Raw genomic sequence first — 20,055 nt, forward strand, 5'->3', positions numbered from 1 at the left:
GGTACAATCGCCGACATTATCATTCCTTTACTCTCTGACTTTGGAAGACGCCCGCTGGTGAAACTGTCAATTCAACATATGCGCACACTCGCCTGGCTGGGCCTGTTCGCTATGCTGATGATTTTCATCGCACCGCCCATCTCCACACAGCTCGAAATAAATAATATTAATAACAAAGAGATGATGGCGAACATGCCAATGGGCGAGGAGCACGCCGGATCTATGGTGACAATGCACCATGCGGCAGAAAACACCACGCCTGCAGGCCATAACATGGCAGATATGGCGGCAGGCGCCTGTTTTGATTTTTGCGGTTACTGTGGCCTGTTTAACCATACCCCGCCGTTAGTCGAGTTACCGGCAGTGGTAGTGACACTCGATCTTCAACGTGCTCCTACGCTTATTTCTGTCATTTATAAAATCATTTCCTTACCCCCATTTCCTCCTTATCAAACTCGAGCCCCGCCCTTACTTTATTTCTTTGTTAAGCAGTTCTAATTTTTATGCCTTATTTATTTTGGCAGGACTAATTACGTCTGAAGTAAACAACCGGAATGATTTTAATTATCTTGTTTTATTAACTGAGCCTCAAATATTTGTTGTGATTGTTCCACATAGCGCTGTAATCCCTGACGATCGACAAAAGCATCCAGATCGCCTGCTTGTAGCCGTGCCATTTTATTTTCCAGCCCAAAACGTGTTCCCTTGTTGGCGATAAAAATATCCGCCCGCTGCTGCGCCAGGCGGAGGAAGCTGCTGCGCATATCCTCGACCAGATTGGGGTAGTTCTTGTTATCAATCAGGTAGTAATCCGGCGTTGCCAGACTGTCTGCGTACACCAGCCGGTAGCTTTGCCCCCCCTGATGCAGCGTCGTCAGCCATGAAGTGGCTCCCGGCAAATGGCCCGGCGTCATCAGGGCCGTTAACTTTAGCCCGCCCAGAGTAATGCTGTCCCCCTCTCCAACAATAATGTCGGCCTTCACTGGCGGGAAACTCAATGCATCTCCCAAAGCGAAATCCTGCTTACCCCCCAATGCCAGTTGCTTTGCATTGGCGGCACTGGCGACAACCTTTGCCCCACTCCAGGCTTTGATGCGTGCAATCCCCCCCGCCTGATCAAGACGTGCATGACTGTTGAGGATATAGCGCAGATCCTTGATATTGAAACCCAATGCTTCAATGTGTGCTCTTATTGTCGGAGCGCTGGCATCCAACGCGGCATCGATCAGAATCAAGCCTTCCGGCGTACTCAGCAGCACAGATGAAAGGTTACGGGTACCAACGTAATAAACATGCGGGAACATTTGGAATGGTGCGACCGGCTGCGCCCACTGTTCAAACAATGAATACGGCGGCGCGCTGGATAACGGTTGTGCCGGGTTAAGCTGTGCCTGAGCGTTGAAACACAGTCCAAGCGTCATAGCCGCCAGATAACCAATATTTTTCTTCATGATCCAATTCTATGGAGGTAAACGGGGCTGAAGTATACTCAGCGTAATATTGAAAGGTATTCAATTAAAAAGGTCATAAATGAATATTTTGCAAATGGACATGAATCTGCTGAAAGTGCTCTACCTGTTGACCAGTACCGGTTCCAGTCAGAAAACGGCTGACAGGCTGGGTATCAGTACCTCGGCAGTCAGCCATGCGTTGGCTCGCCTGCGTGAAGTACTGGATGAGCCTTTATTTCGCCGTGAAGGGCATCGCCAGGTACCGACTCTGTTTGCCTTGTCGCTTAAAGAAAAACTGACGCCGTTGTTCTCTTCGCTGGACAGTGAGTTGTTTGGCCACGTGCAAGATGCACCGCGCTATTTCACGCTGGTCGCACCGCCGGCACTACATCCCATCCTGGTGCCATTGCTGGCACAAAAAAGCACTCTCGCCAATGCAGATATCCGATGCCTGAACTTTGAGCGCCGTTCCTGGCGCAATGAACTGCTGGAAGGCAGTATTGATATGGTGATCGCGGTCGGCGACCATCAACAACGCACCAGCGCACTGCGCTATGAACTCATTGGCAGTACTCGCCTGGTTGCGGTATTCGGGCCGCCATTGCATCAGGCGTTGCAGCACAAGAATGGGTTGACCTTCCGCGAACTGGCAGACTATGCGCACTATTACTGTCACCCCTGGCCACAGGCGGAAAATGAGCTTGATCGCCAGTTGGAGCGTCAGGGGTTGCAGCGCAGGATCCAGCTCAGCTGCGCTGATTATGCCCAGTTGCCGTCAGCGTTACGGGCAGCTCCTCTGATGGCCGTCGTTCCGCTCCCCTGGTTCAGCGCACAACCGGATAAACAGGGGTTATACACCCTGCCCATCCTGGACAATCTGGCGATTGGCCATCTGTTTTCGCACTATCGACAGGGGGAAATTGAGTGGAAGAAACGGCTGATCTCCACGCTTCATGCACAACTGCGGCCCCATTATCAGTAACGTCCATTAGAAGCCGAATTCACTCAATGTCGCAATATCATCCGGGCGGCGGCCAAGCGGCCAGTGGAATTTCCGGTCCTGTTCGCGGATCGGCATGTCGTTGATACAGGCGTGCCGGTTAATCATCAGACCGTCCGGGTTAAACTCCCAATTCTCGTTGCCAAAGCTACGGTACCAGTTGCCCGAGTCATCACGCCATTCATAGGCAAAACGCACCGCGATACGCGCCCCATCAAATGCCCATAACTCTTTAATCAGCCGGTACTCCAGTTCTTTAGCCCATTTACGCTGCAGGAATGCGCAAACGGCCTCGCGGCCATCAACAAACTCCGCACGGTTACGCCAGTGGGTATCCACGGAATAGACCTGCGAGACTCGCTCAGGATCGCGACTGTTCCAGGCATCTTCCGCCAGACGGACTTTCTCAATCGCCGACTCACGGGTAAACGGTGGGAGTGGGGGTTTAATGCTCATAGCTCACCTCTGCTGGGTTATGATTAAGTAGACAGATTTGTCTACACAATTAAGCTAGCGCATGTAGACAGAGTTGTCTACAATCATTCCAGCCGATATTTCAGGAGATGTTTTGATGACTGTTGCCCCCAGCACTCTGCCGCCACGGCAGCGCATCCTGCTGACAGCCCACGATTTGTTTTACCGCGATGGCATACGCGCAACCGGCATCGATCGCATCATCAGCGAATCAGGCGTAGCCAAGGTCACGTTTTATCGTCATTTCCCCAGTAAAAATGAGCTGATTGAAGCGTTTCTGGCCTACCGTCACGATCGGTGGCTAAGCTGGTTCAGCCGGTCCCTGGAGCAGCATTTCGCAAAGTCAGGGGATGTGATGCTCGCTTTGGTGCCCTGCCTTGAGGAGTGGTTCAGCAGTCCGCATTTTCGCGGCTGTGCTTTTATCAATACGGCGGTGGAGCTGGCGGATATGTTGCCGGAGAGCCTGAACATCGCGTGCCGGCATAAGGAGCAGATGGCCGGAGTCATTGCCAGCCACCTGCCTGCGAGCCCTGAGCGGAAACAGCGGGCGGAGATGCTGTCGATGTTGATCGACGGAGCCATCGTCAAGGTACAAATTGAGCAGCAAGCCCAGAATACGCTGCTGCTGCTGAGTGAAATGCTAAAAACTTTGGCTGCCGCCTGGAAACATCAGTAATTAGCCCAGATCCCCGGCGTCACCAGTTCGAGCAAATGATGGTCGGGATCGCGGAAATAAATACTCTCGCCACCGTGATCCCAACTCATGCGCCCTTCTATCTCTATACCATGTGCCGCCAGCTGTTGTTCCCAATGCGGCAGCTGTTCTTTCGTGACGGCCAGCCCGATATGCAGCGGCCCGCTGCCGTCATGCGGAGGGATATAGCCTTCCGGATACCGTGCCCCTTTGACCGAGTCGCCTTCAATAAACAGCAGCAATACGCTTTGTTGGCCCACGTCATAGGCGCGAAAACGTTCGTTGGCCACCATCGGCGACAGCTTTAATACCTGCTGATAAAAAGCCGCAGCCCGCTCGATATCCTTGACGTACAGTACCGTTTCAATCACCCGATCTATCTTGAGTTCCATATTAACCTCCTGATTTCTCTCTACGGCGCAAGTTTAGGTAAACCTCAGTACACCAGAATGGCAATCCGTGCCGCGAAAATGCCAATTTGTGCCAAACCACAGGCAAAAAAAACGCGGCCCGAAGGCCGCGCGATCGCGTTCACACTCTGTTGCTTAGAACTGGTAAACCAGGCCCACGGCAACCACGTTGTCGGTGTTGATACCGGCAGACTTGGTGAAGTCGTTTTCGTCCAGCAGGTTGATTTTGTAGTCAACGTAGGTAGACATGTTTTTGTTGAAGTAGTAGGTCGCGCCCACATCAACATACTTCATCAGATCCTGATCGCCGTAACCGCGTTCGATATCTTTCCCTTTAGACTGCAGGTAAGCCACGGAAGGACGCAGACCGAAGTCGAACTGGTACTGCGCAACGATTTCCATGTTTTGCGCTTTGTTGGCGTAACCGTAAGTGCTGCTGTTGCTGCTGCCGAAGCGGGTTGCGTTGTAAGACTGAGTATACATCGCTGCCAGGTAAACGTTGTTGGCGTCATATTTCAGACCGCCGCTGTAGGCCTCTGCCTTGTCACCACGGCCCAGAATACCGGCGTTGTTATTGCCGTTCTGATCGTTGGTACGGTCGGAAGAGAAGTACGCCGCTGCAGCGCTGATGCCATAGCCCAGATCGTAAGACGCGGACATGCCGTAGCCGTCACCGTTCTGCGCCAACACGTCACGACCGTTGTTGGATTCGGTAGCGCTGTCGTTTTTGCCCTGGTATTGCAGAGCAAAGTTAAGGCCGTCAACCAGACCAAAGAAGTCTGAGTTACGGTAAGTCAGCACGCCGTTGGTACGCTGGAACATGAAGTTGTCCGCACCGTAGGTATCGCCACCGAACTCTGGCAGTACGTCGGTCCATGCGCCGATGTCGTACAGCACGCCGTAGTTACGGCCGTAATCCAATGAACCGTAATCACCGAATTTCAGGCCTGCAAAACCAACACGGGTGAAGTTTTTGTTGTCATCACTTTCTGCGTGGTTAAGGTTTGCCTGATATTCCCACTCACCGTAGCCGGTCAGTTGGTCACTGATTTGCGTTTCGCCGCGCAGGCCAAAACGCATATAAGACATGTCACCATCAGAGCCTTTATCATCGGAAAAATAGTGAAGACCATCGATTTTACCGAACAAATCCAGTTTATTACCGTCTTTGTTGTAGATTTCCGCCGCGCCTGCTGTGCCTGCAACCAGCAGTGCGGGTACTATCAGGGAGAGTACTCGAAGTTTCATCGTTATTATCCTCATTAATTATGTCGAGCTATGGCCACTGCCCTTTTGAGCATTATTAGCACGACTGTGCATTACCATTCTGGTAACAAGGGTTATATTAATCCAGAAAGAAAATGATACCAAGTATCCGATAGTGTTTCACCATGATTAATAAAGGTTTCAAAATGTAAATTTGCGCGAACTTCCACAAAACATTACAGACAGAGAAAATAAGGCACGCAATGACAAAAAATACATTTATAGATATAAAATCATGCAGTTATACAAATCTTTAAGAAAAAAAAGACAGCCATACAAAAGTCACACTCAATAAGCACATTGTGCCAAAATAATCTCATAACGCTGACGTTATAATAATCCCGCTATCATCATTATTTTCATTATTACCTTCATTATCTGTAAGATAATTTTTGTACACTTCGACCGGCTTATGGCCGGTTTTTTATTGCCTGAAATCCTCACCACAATTCACCATAATGCGCACTTTTTGCCAAAAAATAATCACGTTAAGATATTATACCCACAATTAACTTTCGCACTAATTGCTAATTTATTAACCTATATCAGGCTGCGGATTAATCGTTTTAATTAGGAAAGTCTTTTATTGCTAAAGTGCCTGCGACTTGGGCTGGCATTCTGTTCGATGCAGCAATATTGGTCGCCCCCTCTATTTTGAACGTCTGGGAAAATACCCAGAACCCCTTACTCAAGTCATTACCTTGTGAGCAGAAACGCGGGCGAGCGCAAATCCTTTCGACCCGGATCGCGGATTGTGATAAAAACACTCCATAACTTTCAGCCCGCATTTCCACAATAGATCCTGATGCCCACATGACATCCACCTTGTGTAATGAACAGCAGAAACCCGGCGTCCCGGCACAGGTCGCCACGCGTTTGGCCTTTTTTGTCGCCGGCTTCGGCATGGCCGCCTGGGCTCCCTTGGTCCCCTTCGCCAAAGCGCGTATTGGCATTGACGACGGCTCCTTGGGTCTGCTGTTGCTGTGCATTGGCGCAGGTTCGATGTTGGCGATGCCGCTTACCGGCTTCCTGACCGGCAGGTTGGGCTGTCGTCCGGTGATCCTGCTTGCCGGGCTGGCACTGTGTATTGATTTACCCCTGCTGGTCCTGATGGACACCACCACCGGTATGGCACTGGCGCTATTATTGTTTGGCGCGGCAATCGGCATGATCGATGTGTCGATGAACATACAGGCGGTAGTGGTCGAGCGCGCCAGCGGCAAGGCAATGATGTCCGGCTTTCACGGTTTCTTCAGCGTTGGCGGTATTGCCGGTGCCGGTGGTGTTAGTGTGATGCTGTGGCTGGGACTGTCACCTTTGCTGGCAACATGGGTCGCCGTACTGACCATTGCCGCACTGTTGATGCTGGCCAGTCGCAACTTGCTGCGTGAAAGCGGCGGTGAAGAAGGTGGGCCGATGTTTGTGTTGCCACGCGGTTGGGTGATGTTCATTGGCATCCTGTGCTTCATCATGTTCCTGGCAGAAGGTTCGATGCTCGACTGGAGTGCCCTGTTTCTCACCACTCTGCGAGGCGTCGACCACAGCCAGGCCGGATTAGGCTATGCGCTGTTCTCCATCACCATGACCTTGGGTCGACTGAACGGCGATCGGGTGGTGAATACGCTGGGCAGATATAAGGTGTTGCTGTTGGGCAGCCTGTGCGCGGCCATTGGCCTGAGTTTGGCCATTATCTTCAACAACGCCATGGTTTCACTGATTGGTTTTATGCTGGTGGGCCTCGGCGCCTCCAACGTGGTACCGATCCTGTTCAGTGCCGCCGGCAACCAGCATGATATGCCGGCCAACCTGGCCATCGCCTCAGTGACAACCGTAGGCTACGCCGGCATTCTCGCCGGACCGGCGCTGATTGGCTTTATCGCCCAGTTCTCCAGCCTGACGATGGCTTTTGCCTGCGTTGCAGTATTACTTCTGGCAGTCACCGCCAGCGCCCGGGCGATAACCCGTTGATTCAGGAATGCGCAGTCAACTATGCAAAATAAACAACTGACCATCAGCTCAAGCAATATTACCCGCTGCTTCCTGCTATTTTCCGTGCTGCTGACGATTGCCATCGGCCTGTACGGCTACAACTATACCAACGCCTGGCTGGCGGAAAAGAAATACGCCCTGAACGGCATCGCCAACGGCCTGCAAAAGCGCATCGACAACTACCGCTATATCACCTATCAGATTTACGACAAATTCGGCAATGCGCCTTCATTGAATGTCGATCCCAGCCTGCAGGAAACCCGGTTGCGCCCGGACGTTTACTACCTGGAGAAACCGCATAAAAAAACCGACGCGGTTATTTTTGGCAGTCATGAAGAAGGCACCCTGGCGATGATCGCCAATATTTCAGACTATCTGGATACCCGCTGGGGGGCCAAGACTGAAAATTACGCCATGTATTACCTTAACGGTCAGGATAACAGCCTGAGCCTAATCACCACCCAGCCGCTGAAAGAGCTGGCCTCCCGCTTCAAGGAGAGCTATCTGACGACCTCGGCAGAGGATCGCCGGGCGGAAATGCTGCAACAGGCCAATATGCTCGACGAGCGTGAAAGCTTCTCTGCCTTGCGCAAACAGCGTTTCCAGAACGCCTATTCGTTTTCAATCCGCACCACCTTTAACCAACCGGGGCATTTGGCCACGGTGATCGCCTTCGATCTACCGATTAACGACATCATCCCCATTAATATGGCGCGCTCCAACTTTATGCTGCTGCCTGACGATAACAGCATGGACGACGGTACCTTGCCGTTGGATAGCGCGACCAGCACTGGCATCTCGATGAGCGGTAGTTGGGTAGAGTTCAGCGCCCCCCTGCCTAACGCGCCACTGAAAGTGGTTTATCGTGTCTCTGCTATCAGCCTGGCGATTGACCTGCTGCGCAACAATATCTGGCTGATCGCCATCAATCTGTTGCTATTGGCGCTTTCATTGGTGGGCATTTACTTTATCCGTCGCCAGTATATTCGCCCGAGCGAGAACATGGCGGTTGAGCTGGAAGCCGAACGTGCACTAAATCAGGAAATCATCGCCAGCCTGCCTTCAGGCCTGCTGGTGTACAACTTCGCCAGCAATACGGTCATCGCCAGTAATAAGATTGCCCAGCACCTGCTGCCGCACCTCAGCCTGCAAAAAATCGCCCATATGGCCGAACAGCATCACGGCGTGATTCAGGCGACGGTAAACAACGAAGTGTATGAGATCCGCATCTTCCGCAGCCAACTGTCGCCGGAAACCTATCTGTTCCTGCTCAACGATCAGGACAAGGAAGTGATGGTCAATAAACGTTTGCAGCAGGCACAGCGCGAGTACGACAAGAACGTACAGGCACGCAAACTGATGCTGCATAATCTGGGCATTGAGCTGAATCAACCGGTCCGGCAAATGCACGATCTGGTCGATCGTCTGCGCACGCAAGCGGACGAAGAGCAACAGCAAGCGCTGCAAAAGCAACTGGCGGTTCAATCATCAACGGTGCTGGGGCTGATTGAAAATATCACCCTGCTCACCCGGTTGGAAACCCAGGACTGGCAGCCTTCGCGTCATCCCTTCAGCCCATCGGCCCTGATAGATGAATTGCTGCAGGAAGCCCTGCCGTCCATCAATCAAAAAGGCCTGTCGTTGTTCAACCATTTCCATCTTGACGTTGAACAGCAATATATCGGCGATGCCAACGCACTGCGTAAGGTGATCTCGCTGCTGGTGCATTACGCCATTATCACTACCGCCTGCGGCAAGATTTCGCTGGTGATCGATCATGAGCCCGATCACCCCGATCGCCTGGTATTCCATATCAATGACACCGGTTCAGGCATTTCCAACGAAGAAATCAGCAACCTGAATTACCCGTTCCTCAGCCAAACGCTGGTGGACCGCTTTGATCATGGCTCCGGCCTCACCTTCTTCCTGTGTAATCAACTGTGCAAAAAACTCAACGGCCAGTTGGATATCCGCAGCAAGATAGATATCGGCACCCGCTACACCATCCGCGTCCCTATGGAGATGGAGAAAAAAGAGACGGAAGCGCAGGAAAAACTGCTCGACGGTGTAACCGCCTTGCTGGACATTACTTCTGAGGAAATACGGAGCATTGTCACCCGCCTGCTGCATGCCTATGGCGCAAGTTGCATCGTTGCTGACGAACGTCAGATTAATCGCGACTACGACGTCTTGTTGACCGATAACCCGCAAAGAGCAGACGATTACACCCTGCTGCTGACCAGCGATGAGGCTGGATGGCAACAGCTTGAAAAACGGTATATTCGGGTAAACTATAACCTGAGTGGTGCGATGATCGACGCCGTATTGATGCTGATTGAGCAGCAAATGGCCGCATTGGAACAGCAGGAAAGTGCATTATCACTGACCGCAGATGATATCCAACTCTATGAAAAACAATTGAAATCAAGTGATTACTATGGCCTATTTATTGATACAGTACCCGACGATGTCAAAAAACTGTATACTGAGGCGGGCAGCAGTGATTTCCATGCTCTGTCACAGACAGCACACCGCCTGAAAGGCGTGTTTGCCATGTTAAATCTGCTTCCCGGCAAGCAACTGTGTGAATCGTTAGAACAGCACATCGCAGACGGTGATGCGCTCAAGATCGAGAATAACATCAGTCAGATTGATTTTTTCGTCAGTAGACTGCTGCAGCAAGGTAGCCAACAACATGAATAACCTGAACGTAATTATTGCTGATGACCATCCTATCGTACTGTTTGGCATCCGGAAGTCACTTGAGCAAATTGAATGGGTGAATGTCGTTGGGGAGTTTGAAGACTCAACAGCACTGATCAACAATCTGTCCAAACTGGATGCAAACGTCCTGATCACCGACCTTTCGATGCCGGGTGATAAGTATGGCGACGGCATTACGCTGATCAAATACATCAAACGCCATTATCCGCAGTTGTCGATCATCGTTCTGACCATGAACAACAACCCGGCTATTCTTAGCGCCGTGTTGGATCTGGATATCGAAGGCATCGTGTTGAAACAGGGTGCGCCGACCGACCTGCCGAAAGCGCTGGCCGCATTGCAGAAAGGCAAGAAGTTCACGCCGGAAAGCGTCTCCAAACTGTTGGAGAGGATCAGCGCCAGTGGTTACGGTGACAAACGTCTGTCTCCGAAAGAGAGCGAAGTATTGCGCCTGTTCGCCGAAGGTTTCCTGGTGACCGAGATCGCCAAGAAGCTCAACCGCAGCATCAAAACCATCAGTAGCCAGAAGAAATCGGCGATGATGAAGTTGGGTGTTGAGAACGATATTGCGCTGCTCAACTACCTCTCGTCCGTCAGCATGGCACCGCTGGACAAAGAATAAAATCCCCGGTAGTTAACAGAGGGCGCGGCATTATGCCGCGCCCTTTTGCTTTCAGGCGTCTTCGGACTCAGCGCGCATGCGGCGAACCTGTTGGCTGTAATAGCCTAATGTCTGTTCCAACGTTTCCAGAGTCACCGGCTTCGACAGGCAGTTATCCATCCCGGCCTCAATACAGCGCTGTTTTTCTTCCGCCAGGGCATTCGCAGTCACGCCGATTACCGGCGCGGTAAAGTGCAACTGGCGCAGGCGCTGGGTCAAACGGTAGCCATCCATATTAGGCATGTTGACGTCGGTCAGCACGATATCGACGGTATTGCGATTCAATACGTCGAGCGCGTCAACCCCATCATTGGCCGTCACCACCTGATAGCCCAGTGAGCCAAGCTGGTCGGACAGCAACCGGCGGTTAATCGGGTGGTCATCCACCACCAGCAAATGAATATCCCCGTTGTCTACCTTGTTGGCCTTGGCCGGCAGCGGTAATTGCATCAGAGTATTACCGCTTTCATCACGGGTACCAAACAAGCGGTTGAGCAGCGCCAGGGTTTCACGCGGCGTCGAGGTACTGTGCATCCAATAGCCCGGCCGGGTTTCCTGTGACGGGCCAATATGTTCGATAGAGAACTGGATCTGCGCCAGCAACGGTGTATTAACCATCAGCGGGTGATCGCTTAGCATCACATCCCCTGCTGCGGTATCCTGCCCCTGATGACGCAGTACCGTCGCGCCATAGCCGCCAAGGATCTCCATCAGATAACTTTCCAACCGCTGGTTGCGGATATCCAGCCACAGAGTTTTACCTTGCCAGGTATCACTGGGCTGCGGGATCGGGAATTGAGCGTTAAACAACGGAATGCGAATGGTGAACAGACTGCCTAATCCCGGCTCGGACTCAACGGCAATATCGCCGTCCATCATGTTGATCAGCTTTTCGCAAATCGCCAGCCCCAACCCGGTACCCTGGAAATGGCGTTGCACGCCGCTGCCCACCTGGAAGAACGGATCGAACAGGCGGGTAATTTCTTTCTCCGGAATGCCGACCCCAGTATCACGAACGCTGAACTCCAGATAGCTGCCGCGCGTACACACCTGCAAAATGATGCAGCCGGTATCGGTAAACTTAATCGCGTTGTTCAACAAATTGGACAGTACCTGCTGCAACCGTACCGGATCGCCGGAAATGCGCTCCGGAACATTCTGTTCGATAAAGCAGTACAACCCCAGCCGCTTCTTCACCACCAGCGGCAAATAGTTGCCGGCGATGTGGGTGATCACCTCCAGGCAGGAGAACTCGCGCGGTTCAATCTTCAGTTGTTCGGATTCGATTTTAGAGAAGTCCAAAATGTCGCTGATGATCTTCAGCAACAGTCCGGACGAGTTGTTCATCGCATTGACCAATCGGTCAACACCCTGCGGTAACGCCTTGGTCTGCAATAAATCGAGGTTGCCGATGATGCCATACAGCGGCGTGCGCAACTCATGGCTGACAGTCGCCAGGAACATCGATTTGGATTGGCTGGCCTGCTCTGCCGCCGCGGCCATCTCCTGCAGCGACTCTTCCATTTTCACGCGGGCACTGACGTCCACCAGCACACAAATCGCCACATCTTCGTTACGGTAACGGGAATGAACAAAGCTGATCTGCAGATTATTGTTATTACTGGTCATCACATCGACAAAGTTCGCCTGTTGTTCGCAGATGATGCGCGTAATGCGATCACGGTCTTCGTGGGTCAGCAGGTTGATGTAGTTATGCGCCAGCTCGTTACTCAGAATGTTGGTGCCGTCGCTGATGCGCAGAATACAAATACCCACCGGCGCCGAGGCGACAATCTTGCGGTTGAACTGTTCATGCTCCTCCAGCCGGAAGGCGTTATCTTCTGCCGGCAGGAACATTTTGCGTTCAAACAACCAGGCCAGGCTGAACAACACTATGGCGGACAACATATTCAACAGCACCGCATTGAGGATCAGCATCCTGAAGCGTTCAACCACCGTCTTCACCGGCACAGAATAAACAATACTGAGCGATGACGGCGGCAGAGCTTTTTTCATGATCAGGTCGCGGTAATTATCGACATAGCCAAAGTAAGCCGGCTCGTCCGGATAGCTGTTGGGGGCGTGTACATCTCGCTCATCATCTGCCAGCCGCAGTATCGGTTGGTTATTCTCATCCAACAGGGTTACGCCGGTCGGCAAGCTGCCTGCGGTAACAAAGTCCTCCAGACGGATGGTTTGTTCAATACCCAGCAACGCTTCCAGCTTGTTACCAATATAAATTGGCGTCAGTACATACAGATAACCGACATCCGGCCGCTGCTGGCTTGGGCTGATCCAGTACAGATTATTGTCTTTGTCCTGGTTCTTGGCGTTACGGTATTTGAGGATGCGTTCATGCAGAGTTTTCAGCGCGTCGGCCCGATTGGCTACGCCGCTGCTGCTGCTGCCAAACTCCGCCATGCACAGCGTATCGCCGTCGATGAAAAACACCCGGTTGAGATCGTAGGCCGCGACGAAGTTCTCTTTCCAATACTGAATCAACCCGCTCAAAGAATTGAGCGAGCTGCGGTAGGTGGTATTCAGTGAACAACTGGATTCTGGATACAGCGGTACAAACTCCAGCGGACTGTTCTTGCCGGGAAAGATGCCGCTAAACATGTCCATGCTACTGACTGAGCCGTTAAGGCGGTTTTCCGCCATATATTTGATATCACGCATGATATCGGCCGAATGGCGGATATAACCCTGCGCCTGATCGAAATTCAGATTGTAGTCCTGCCGGATTTCAGACTCTTTCTGGTGCAGGATATTCAGGATATAGAAGGTGGTGAGCAACGCCCCCAACGACCACAACATGATCGCCAGCACCCGGAACAAATAGCGGGATATCTTTAACGTGGTGCGAAAAGAAGCTAAATATTTCAATCGGATACCATACGAATGTCAGTGGCGACCAGCGCGTTCATGTCAGAGCCGGGAGCTCTGGCTTGGGTCCGGCAATTAAACCATAGAACTGAAAAAGGGCCTAGCATCGCTGCCAGGCCCTTGTTACCTCAGTGCGATAGGGGCATGTGCCAGCCCCTATGGCTTAGGCGTTGTCTTCTTCCGCGTCGTCTGGCGCTTCAGAATCATCACCTTCGTCCAGCGGTGCAGCGTCTTCTTCTGCAACTTCCGCACCCGGTTCGAGGCTGTCCAGCTCTTCGTCTTCCACCGGCTCGGCAACACGCTGCAGACCGACGACGTTCTCGTCTTCCGCAGTACGGATCAGCGTAACACCCTGGGTATTACGACCCACCACGCTGACTTCCGATACGCGGGTACGCACCAGCGTGCCGGCATCGGTAATCATCATGATCTGATCGGTGGTATCCACCTGAACCGCACCCACTACCTGACCATTACGCTCGCTCACCTTAATGGAGATAACCCCCTGGGTAGCGCGTGACTTGGTCGGATACTCGGTGACAGCGGTACGTTTACCGTAGCCGTTCTGGGTGACGGTCAGAATGTCGCCTTCACCGCGTGGCACAATCAGGGAAATGACGCTATCGCCTTCGCCCAGATTGATACCGCGTACGCCGGTGGCAGTACGACCCATAGAACGCACCTGCGTTTCCGGGAAGCGCACCACTTTACCGTTGGCAGAGAACAGCATGACTTCATTGCTGCCGTCGGTCAGGTCAACACCAATCAGCTCGTCACCCTCGTTGAGGTTAACGGCGATGATGCCGGCGCTGCGTGGGCGGCTAAAATCGGTCAATGCAGTTTTCTTCACGGTGCCGCTGGCGGTGGCCATAAACACGTGACGCCCTTCTTCATACTCGCGTACCGGCAGAATGGCGGTAATACGCTCATTGGCTTCCAGCGGCAGCAGGTTGACGATTGGACGACCGCGCGCACCACGGCTGGCTTCAGGCAGTTGGTACACCTTCATCCAGTACAGGCGGCCACGGCTGGAGAAGCACAGGATCGTATCGTGGGTGTTGGCCACCAACAGACGATCGATAAAGTCTTCTTCTTTAATACGTGCAGCTGACTTGCCTTTACCACCACGGCGTTGCGCTTCATAGTCGGTCAGAGGCTGATACTTCACATAGCCCTGGTGCGACAGCGTAACGACCACGTCTTCCTGGTTGATCAGGTCTTCGATATTGATATCTGAAGTATTGGCGGTGATCTCGGTGCGGCGGCCATCGTTGTACTGCTCTTTGATTGCCACCAGCTCTTCGCGGATCACTTCCATCAGACGGTCTGGGTTTTCCAGAATAAAGATCAGCGCGGCAATCGCCGTCAGCAGCTCTTTATATTCGTCCAGCAGCTTTTCATGCTCCAGGCCGGTCAGTTTCTGCAGACGCAGATCCAGGATCGCCTGAGCCTGCTGCTCGGTCAGATGGTATTTACCGTCACGGATACCGAACTCCGGCTCCAGCCACTCAGGGCGAGCGGCGTCGTCACCGGCGCGCTCCAGCATCGCAGCCACATTACCCAGATCCCAGGCTTGAGCCACCAATGCGGCTTTCGCTTCCGCAGGGGTTGGCGCACGGCGGATCATTTCGATAATCGGATCGATGTTCGCCAATGCGATGGCCAGCGCTTCCAGGATATGGGCGCGATCGCGGGCTTTACGCAGTTCGAAGATGGTACGGCGGGTCACTACTTCACGACGGTGACGAACAAACGCCTGCAGAATGTCTTTCAGGTTCAGCAGTTTCGGCTGGCCCTGATGCAATGCCACCATGTTGATGCCGAAGGTGACCTGCAGTTGAGTCAACGAATACAGGTTGTTCAGCACTACTTCGCCGACCGCGTCGCGTTTGATTTCAACTACGATGCGCATACCGTCTTTGTCGGACTCATCACGTAGCGCGCTGATGCCTTCCACGCGTTTTTCTTTGACCAGCTCGGCGATCTTCTCGATCAGACGCGCCTTGTTCACTTGATACGGGATCTCGTGAACAATGATGGTTTCGCGACCGGTTTTGGCATCGGCTTCTACTTCAGCGCGTGCGCGTAAGTAGATTTTGCCGCGTCCGGTGCGGTAAGCCTCTTCAATGCCGCGACGGCCGTTGATGATCGCCGCAGTTGGGAAGTCCGGCCCCGGGATGTATTCCATCAGGCCTTCGATGCTGATGTTTTCATCATCGATATAGGCCAGGCAGCCGTTGATAACCTCTGACAGGTTATGCGGCGGAATGTTGGTGGCCATACCCACGGCGATGCCCGACGCGCCGTTTACCAGCAGGTTCGGGATCTTGGTTGGCATGACGGCTGGGATCTGCTCGGTGCCATCGTAGTTAGGCACGAAGTCGACGGTTTCTTTTTCCAGATCCGCCAGCAGTTCGTGAGCAATTTTGGACATGCGCACTTCGGTATAACGCATCGCCGCGGCGGAGTCGCCATCGACAGAACCGAAGTTACCCTGACCGTCCACCAGCATATAGCGCAGTGAAAACGGTTGAGCCATACGCACGATGGTGTCGTAAACCGCGCTGTCACCGTGTGGGTGATATTTACCGATTACGTCCCCAACGACACGGGCCGATTTCTTGTATGGTTTATTCCAGTCGTTACCCAATACACTCATCGCGAACAAAACGCGACGGTGCACCGGCTTCAGTCCATCACGAACATCTGGCAGCGCACGTCCGACAATTACGGACATCGCGTAGTCCAGATACGAGTTTTTCAACTCGTCTTCGATGTTTACCGGTGTGATTTCTCTGGCAAGGTCGCTCATGGAGCTGCTATCCCTCTACTAATGATTCATCTGCCCGCTGCCATAGTGGCAAAGGTGTAAAACTATATCACAAAGCACGCTTTACGGGAAAATAACCGCCGCTGTTTAACTTAAATTGTGCATATATGTGCAGTAAAAATGCATCGGCACAGACGGTGCTGCGCCGGAACATGTATAATCCGCGCAACGAGAACCAGGAGCCAAATACGCCCATGAATGCAGAATCATCCAGCCAAGCGCAAAACGTAGACCATCATGAAATCGCCAAGTTCGAGGCCGTGGCCTCACGCTGGTGGGATTTGGAAGGTGAATTCAAGCCGCTGCACCGTATCAACCCGCTGCGTCTGAACTACATCCTGCAGCGTGCCGGCGGCATTTTTGACAAGACCGTACTCGACGTTGGCTGCGGTGGCGGCATTTTGGCGGAAAGCATGGCGCGCGAAGGCGCACAGGTCACCGGGCTGGACATGGGGGCCGAACCGCTGCAGGTCGCCCGGTTGCACGCACTGGAAACCGGCGTGAATGTGGCTTACATCCAGGAAACGGTAGAAAGCCATGCACAGGCCAACCCGCAACGCTATGACGTAGTGACCTGCATGGAAATGCTGGAGCACGTTCCCGATCCGGCCTCGGTGGTACGCGCCTGCGCTCACCTGGTCAAACCGGGTGGCCACGTGTTTTTCTCCACCATTAACCGCAATACCAAAGCCTGGCTGATGGCGGTGGTCGGTGCGGAATATATTCTGAAGATGGTGCCACAGGGCACCCATGACCATAAGAAGTTCATCCGCCCTTCTGAGCTGATCGGCTGGGTTGACGGCACGCCACTGCGCGAAAAGCATATGATTGGCCTGCATTACAACCCAATCACCGACCATTTCAAGCTTGGCCGTAACGTTGATGTGAACTATATGGTACATACCCAGCACGAAGGCTAAGCCTGCCAAACCGCGCCGGGACTGGCTTGCCAGTTCCGGTACGCCGATAACATTAAGATAAATACCCAATTTTTCCGCTTTCGATCAAAATCGCCGTTGTAAACAGTTTTTAAGAATATTAAATCAGATCAATATGCCGTTTTTTTCTAACGTTTAATAAAGCGGCAAACGATCACGTTTTTCTGATTCTAGGGAAATTCTTATCCCGCTTATTGACAAGCTTGTCACGCCAGTCACAGCGCGCACTGCGAAAGACAAGTCACATTTCACCCCCAAGTTATCCACAAATTAGGCCACTTTTGTTCACTTGCAAACGCCCTGTTTTCTCACTATCTTGTTACCTCACCGACATACAACCCCTATATATAGTGTTTACATACTGAGCAGAGCTACTACACTTCTGCTTAGGGGCACCATACGGACAGGTAAAACACCACATGAACCAAAGTCTGCTTGTAACTAAACGCGATGGCCGTAAAGAGCGCATCAACCTCGACAAAATCCACCGTGTCATCGACTGGGCCGCGGAAGGGTTAAACAACGTATCGGTTTCTCAAGTAGAGTTGCGTTCGCATATTCAGTTTTATGACGGCATCAAAACTGCTGATATTCATGAAACCATTATCAAAGCTGCAGCCGATCTGATCTCGCGCGACGCGCCGGACTACCAGTATCTGGCAGCACGCCTGGCCATCTTCCACCTGCGTAAAAAAGCTTACGACCAATTCGAGCCACCGAAGTTGCTCGCTCACGTAACGCGCATGGTAGAAATGGGCAAGTACGATAAGCATCTGCTGGAAGACTACAGCTCTGAAGAGTTCGAGCAGATGGACTCCTTTATCGATCACTGGCGTGATATGAACTTCTCCTACGCAGCCGTTAAACAGCTGGAAGGGAAGTATCTGGTGCAGAACCGCGTTAGCGGCGAGATCTACGAGAGCGCTCAGTTCCTGTATATCCTGGTTGCCGCGTGCCTGTTCTCCAACTACCCGCGTGATACCCGTCTGGACTACGTTAAACGTTTCTACGACGCGATCTCCACCTTCAAGATTTCTCTGCCTACGCCAATCATGTCCGGCGTGCGCACCCCAACCCGCCAGTTCAGCTCTTGCGTGCTGATCGAGTGCGGCGACAGCCTGGACTCCATCAACGCCACCTCCAGCGCCATTGTGAAATACGTTTCGCAACGCGCCGGCATCGGCATCAACGCCGGCCGCATCCGTGCGCTGGGCAGCCCGATCCGTGGCGGTGAAGCCTTCCATACCGGTTGCATTCCGTTCTACAAACATTTCCAGACCGCGGTGAAGTCCTGTTCGCAGGGCGGCGTGCGCGGCGGCGCGGCCACACTGTTCTACCCAATGTGGCATCTGGAAGTTGAAAGCCTGCTGGTGCTGAAAAACAACCGCGGCGTTGAAGGCAACCGCGTGCGTCACATGGACTACGGCGTACAGTTGAACCGCCTGATGTACCAGCGCCTGATCAAGGGCCAGGACATCACTCTGTTCAGCCCGTCTGACGTCCCGGGCCTGTATGACGCGTTCTTCGCCGATCAGGACGAATTCGAACGTCTGTACACCAAGTACGAACAAGACGACAGCATTCGCCAGAAACGCGTAAAAGCGGTTGAGCTGTTCTCACTGATGATGCAGGAACGCGCCTCTACCGGCCGCATCTACATCCAGAACGTTGACCACTGCAACACCCACAGCCCGTTTGATCCGCAGATCGCACCGGTACGCCAGTCCAACCTGTGCCTGGAAATCGCCCTGCCGACCAAGCCACTCGATGACGTCAACGACGAAAACGGTGAAATCGCCCTGTGTACGCTGTCCGCCTTCAACCTCGGCGCCATCGAAAGCCTGGACGATCTGGAAGAGCTGGCTACCCTGGCGGTACGTGCGCTGGATGCCCTGCTGGATTACCAGGACTACCCAATCAAAGCCGCTCATCGTGGCGCGATGGGCCGCCGCACCCTGGGTATCGGCGTGATCAACTACGCTTATTATCTGGCGAAGAACGGCGTGCGGTACTCCGATGGCAGCGCCAATGCCCTGACCCACAAGACTTTCGAAGCCATCCAGTATTACCTGCTGAAAGCCTCGAACCGTCTGGCTCAGGAACAGGGCGCCTGCCCGTGGTTCAATGAAACCACTTATTCACAGGGCATCCTGCCGATCGACACCTACAAGAAAGATCTGGATGTCATCTGCCAGGAACCACTGCACTACGACTGGGAAACCCTGCGTAAAGAGATCAAGGAAACCGGTCTGCGCAACTCGACCCTGTCGGCGCTGATGCCTTCGGAAACCTCTTCGCAGATTTCCAATGCTACCAACGGCATTGAGCCACCACGCGGCCATATCAGTATCAAGGCGTCGAAAGACGGCATTCTGCGCCAGGTGGTGCCTGAGTATGAGCGTCTGAAAAACGACTACGAACTGCTGTGGGAAATGCCGAACAACGACGGCTACCTGCAACTGGTCGGTCTGATGCAGAAGTTTATCGACCAGTCTATCTCTGCCAACACCAACTATGACCCAACCCGTTTCCCGGGCGGCAAGGTGCCAATGAAGCAGCTGTTGAAAGACCTGCTCACCACCTACAAGTTTGGTGTCAAGACGCTGTACTATCAGAACACCCGCGACGGTGCCGATGATATTCAGGAAGATTTGCTGCCGGCCAAAGGCGGCGATGATGACTGCGAAAGCGGCGCCTGCAAGATCTAAAGTTTGACACAGCGGGCCGGAACT

General features: G+C 52.9%; 14 protein-coding genes. 8 read left to right on the forward strand and 6 right to left on the reverse strand.

The window, feature by feature from the left end:
• Positions 1–57: 57 nt before the first annotated feature.
• A complete protein-coding gene (locus FCL49_RS12380; protein ID WP_261419206.1) occupies positions 58–498 on the forward strand; it encodes a DUF2946 domain-containing protein in 441 nt (146 codons plus the stop codon).
• Positions 499–560: 62 nt separating this feature from the next.
• On the opposite strand, the gene blaSPR is transcribed toward FCL49_RS12380, so the two are convergent.
• Positions 561–1,451 carry an SPR family subclass B3 metallo-beta-lactamase gene (gene blaSPR / locus FCL49_RS12385; RefSeq protein ID WP_174353834.1) on the reverse strand — a complete coding sequence of 297 codons (891 nt, stop codon included), beginning with the start codon at positions 1,449–1,451 and terminating at the stop codon, positions 561–563.
• 79 nt (positions 1,452–1,530) lie between these two features.
• Here blaSPR and FCL49_RS12390 point away from each other — a divergent pair, with 79 nt between their 5' ends.
• A complete protein-coding gene (locus FCL49_RS12390; protein WP_174353835.1) occupies positions 1,531–2,433 on the forward strand; it encodes a LysR family transcriptional regulator in 903 nt (300 codons plus the stop codon).
• A 6-nt stretch (positions 2,434–2,439) separates the two neighbouring features.
• On the opposite strand, the gene FCL49_RS12395 is transcribed toward FCL49_RS12390, so the two are convergent.
• Positions 2,440–2,907: a DUF1348 family protein gene (locus FCL49_RS12395; protein WP_174353836.1), complete on the reverse strand. Its 468-nt coding sequence runs from the start codon at positions 2,905–2,907 to the stop codon at positions 2,440–2,442.
• A 115-nt stretch (positions 2,908–3,022) separates the two neighbouring features.
• Between FCL49_RS12395 and FCL49_RS12400 the strand changes: the two genes are divergently transcribed.
• The gene (locus FCL49_RS12400; protein WP_174353999.1) at positions 3,023–3,601 is read left to right on the forward strand and encodes a TetR/AcrR family transcriptional regulator; all 579 of its coding nucleotides are present in this window, start codon (positions 3,023–3,025) and stop codon (positions 3,599–3,601) included.
• Here FCL49_RS12400 and FCL49_RS12405 read toward each other — a convergent pair.
• Positions 3,595–4,011: a VOC family protein gene (locus FCL49_RS12405; protein WP_174353837.1), complete on the reverse strand. Its 417-nt coding sequence runs from the start codon at positions 4,009–4,011 to the stop codon at positions 3,595–3,597. The two genes, FCL49_RS12400 and FCL49_RS12405, sit on opposite strands and share 7 nt — an antisense overlap.
• Positions 4,012–4,164: 153 nt before the next feature.
• On the reverse strand, positions 4,165–5,277 hold the full coding sequence (locus tag FCL49_RS12410; protein WP_174353838.1) for a porin OmpC: 1,113 nt from the start codon (positions 5,275–5,277) through the stop codon (positions 4,165–4,167).
• 831 nt (positions 5,278–6,108) lie between these two features.
• Here FCL49_RS12410 and FCL49_RS12415 point away from each other — a divergent pair.
• From FCL49_RS12415 to rcsB, 3 genes are read left to right on the forward strand one after another with little or no spacing between them, the layout of a single operon-like run.
• Positions 6,109–7,263, forward strand: coding sequence for an MFS transporter (locus tag FCL49_RS12415; protein ID WP_174353839.1), 1,155 nt, complete (start codon positions 6,109–6,111; stop codon positions 7,261–7,263).
• Between the two features lie 21 nt (positions 7,264–7,284).
• On the forward strand, positions 7,285–9,987 hold the full coding sequence (gene rcsD / locus FCL49_RS12420; protein ID WP_174353840.1) for a phosphotransferase RcsD: 2,703 nt from the start codon (positions 7,285–7,287) through the stop codon (positions 9,985–9,987).
• Complete coding sequence (gene rcsB / locus FCL49_RS12425) at positions 9,980–10,630, forward strand: response regulator transcription factor RcsB (protein WP_004947156.1); 651 nt, start codon at positions 9,980–9,982, stop codon at positions 10,628–10,630. The genes rcsD and rcsB overlap by 8 nt, the downstream gene beginning before the upstream one ends.
• A gap of 51 nt (positions 10,631–10,681) precedes the next feature.
• Here rcsB and rcsC read toward each other — a convergent pair whose 3' ends face one another.
• Together rcsC and gyrA are read right to left on the reverse strand one after the other, a co-directional pair.
• Positions 10,682–13,555, reverse strand: coding sequence for a two-component system sensor histidine kinase RcsC (gene rcsC / locus FCL49_RS12430; RefSeq protein ID WP_174353841.1), 2,874 nt, complete (start codon positions 13,553–13,555; stop codon positions 10,682–10,684).
• A 163-nt stretch (positions 13,556–13,718) separates the two neighbouring features.
• Positions 13,719–16,367 carry a DNA topoisomerase (ATP-hydrolyzing) subunit A gene (gene gyrA / locus FCL49_RS12435; protein WP_115184171.1) on the reverse strand — a complete coding sequence of 883 codons (2,649 nt, stop codon included), beginning with the start codon at positions 16,365–16,367 and terminating at the stop codon, positions 13,719–13,721.
• A 212-nt stretch (positions 16,368–16,579) separates the two neighbouring features.
• Here gyrA and ubiG point away from each other — a divergent pair, with 212 nt between their 5' ends.
• Together ubiG and nrdA are read left to right on the forward strand one after the other, a co-directional pair.
• Positions 16,580–17,305: a bifunctional 2-polyprenyl-6-hydroxyphenol methylase/3-demethylubiquinol 3-O-methyltransferase UbiG gene (gene ubiG, locus FCL49_RS12440; protein WP_174353842.1), complete on the forward strand. Its 726-nt coding sequence runs from the start codon at positions 16,580–16,582 to the stop codon at positions 17,303–17,305.
• 437 nt (positions 17,306–17,742) lie between these two features.
• Positions 17,743–20,031 carry a class 1a ribonucleoside-diphosphate reductase subunit alpha gene (gene nrdA, locus FCL49_RS12445; protein WP_174353843.1) on the forward strand — a complete coding sequence of 763 codons (2,289 nt, stop codon included), beginning with the start codon at positions 17,743–17,745 and terminating at the stop codon, positions 20,029–20,031.
• The last annotated feature ends 24 nt before the right edge of the window (positions 20,032–20,055 follow it).

This window comes from Serratia proteamaculans (assembly GCF_013337185.1).
GTDB lineage: Bacteria > Pseudomonadota > Gammaproteobacteria > Enterobacterales > Enterobacteriaceae > Serratia > Serratia proteamaculans_D.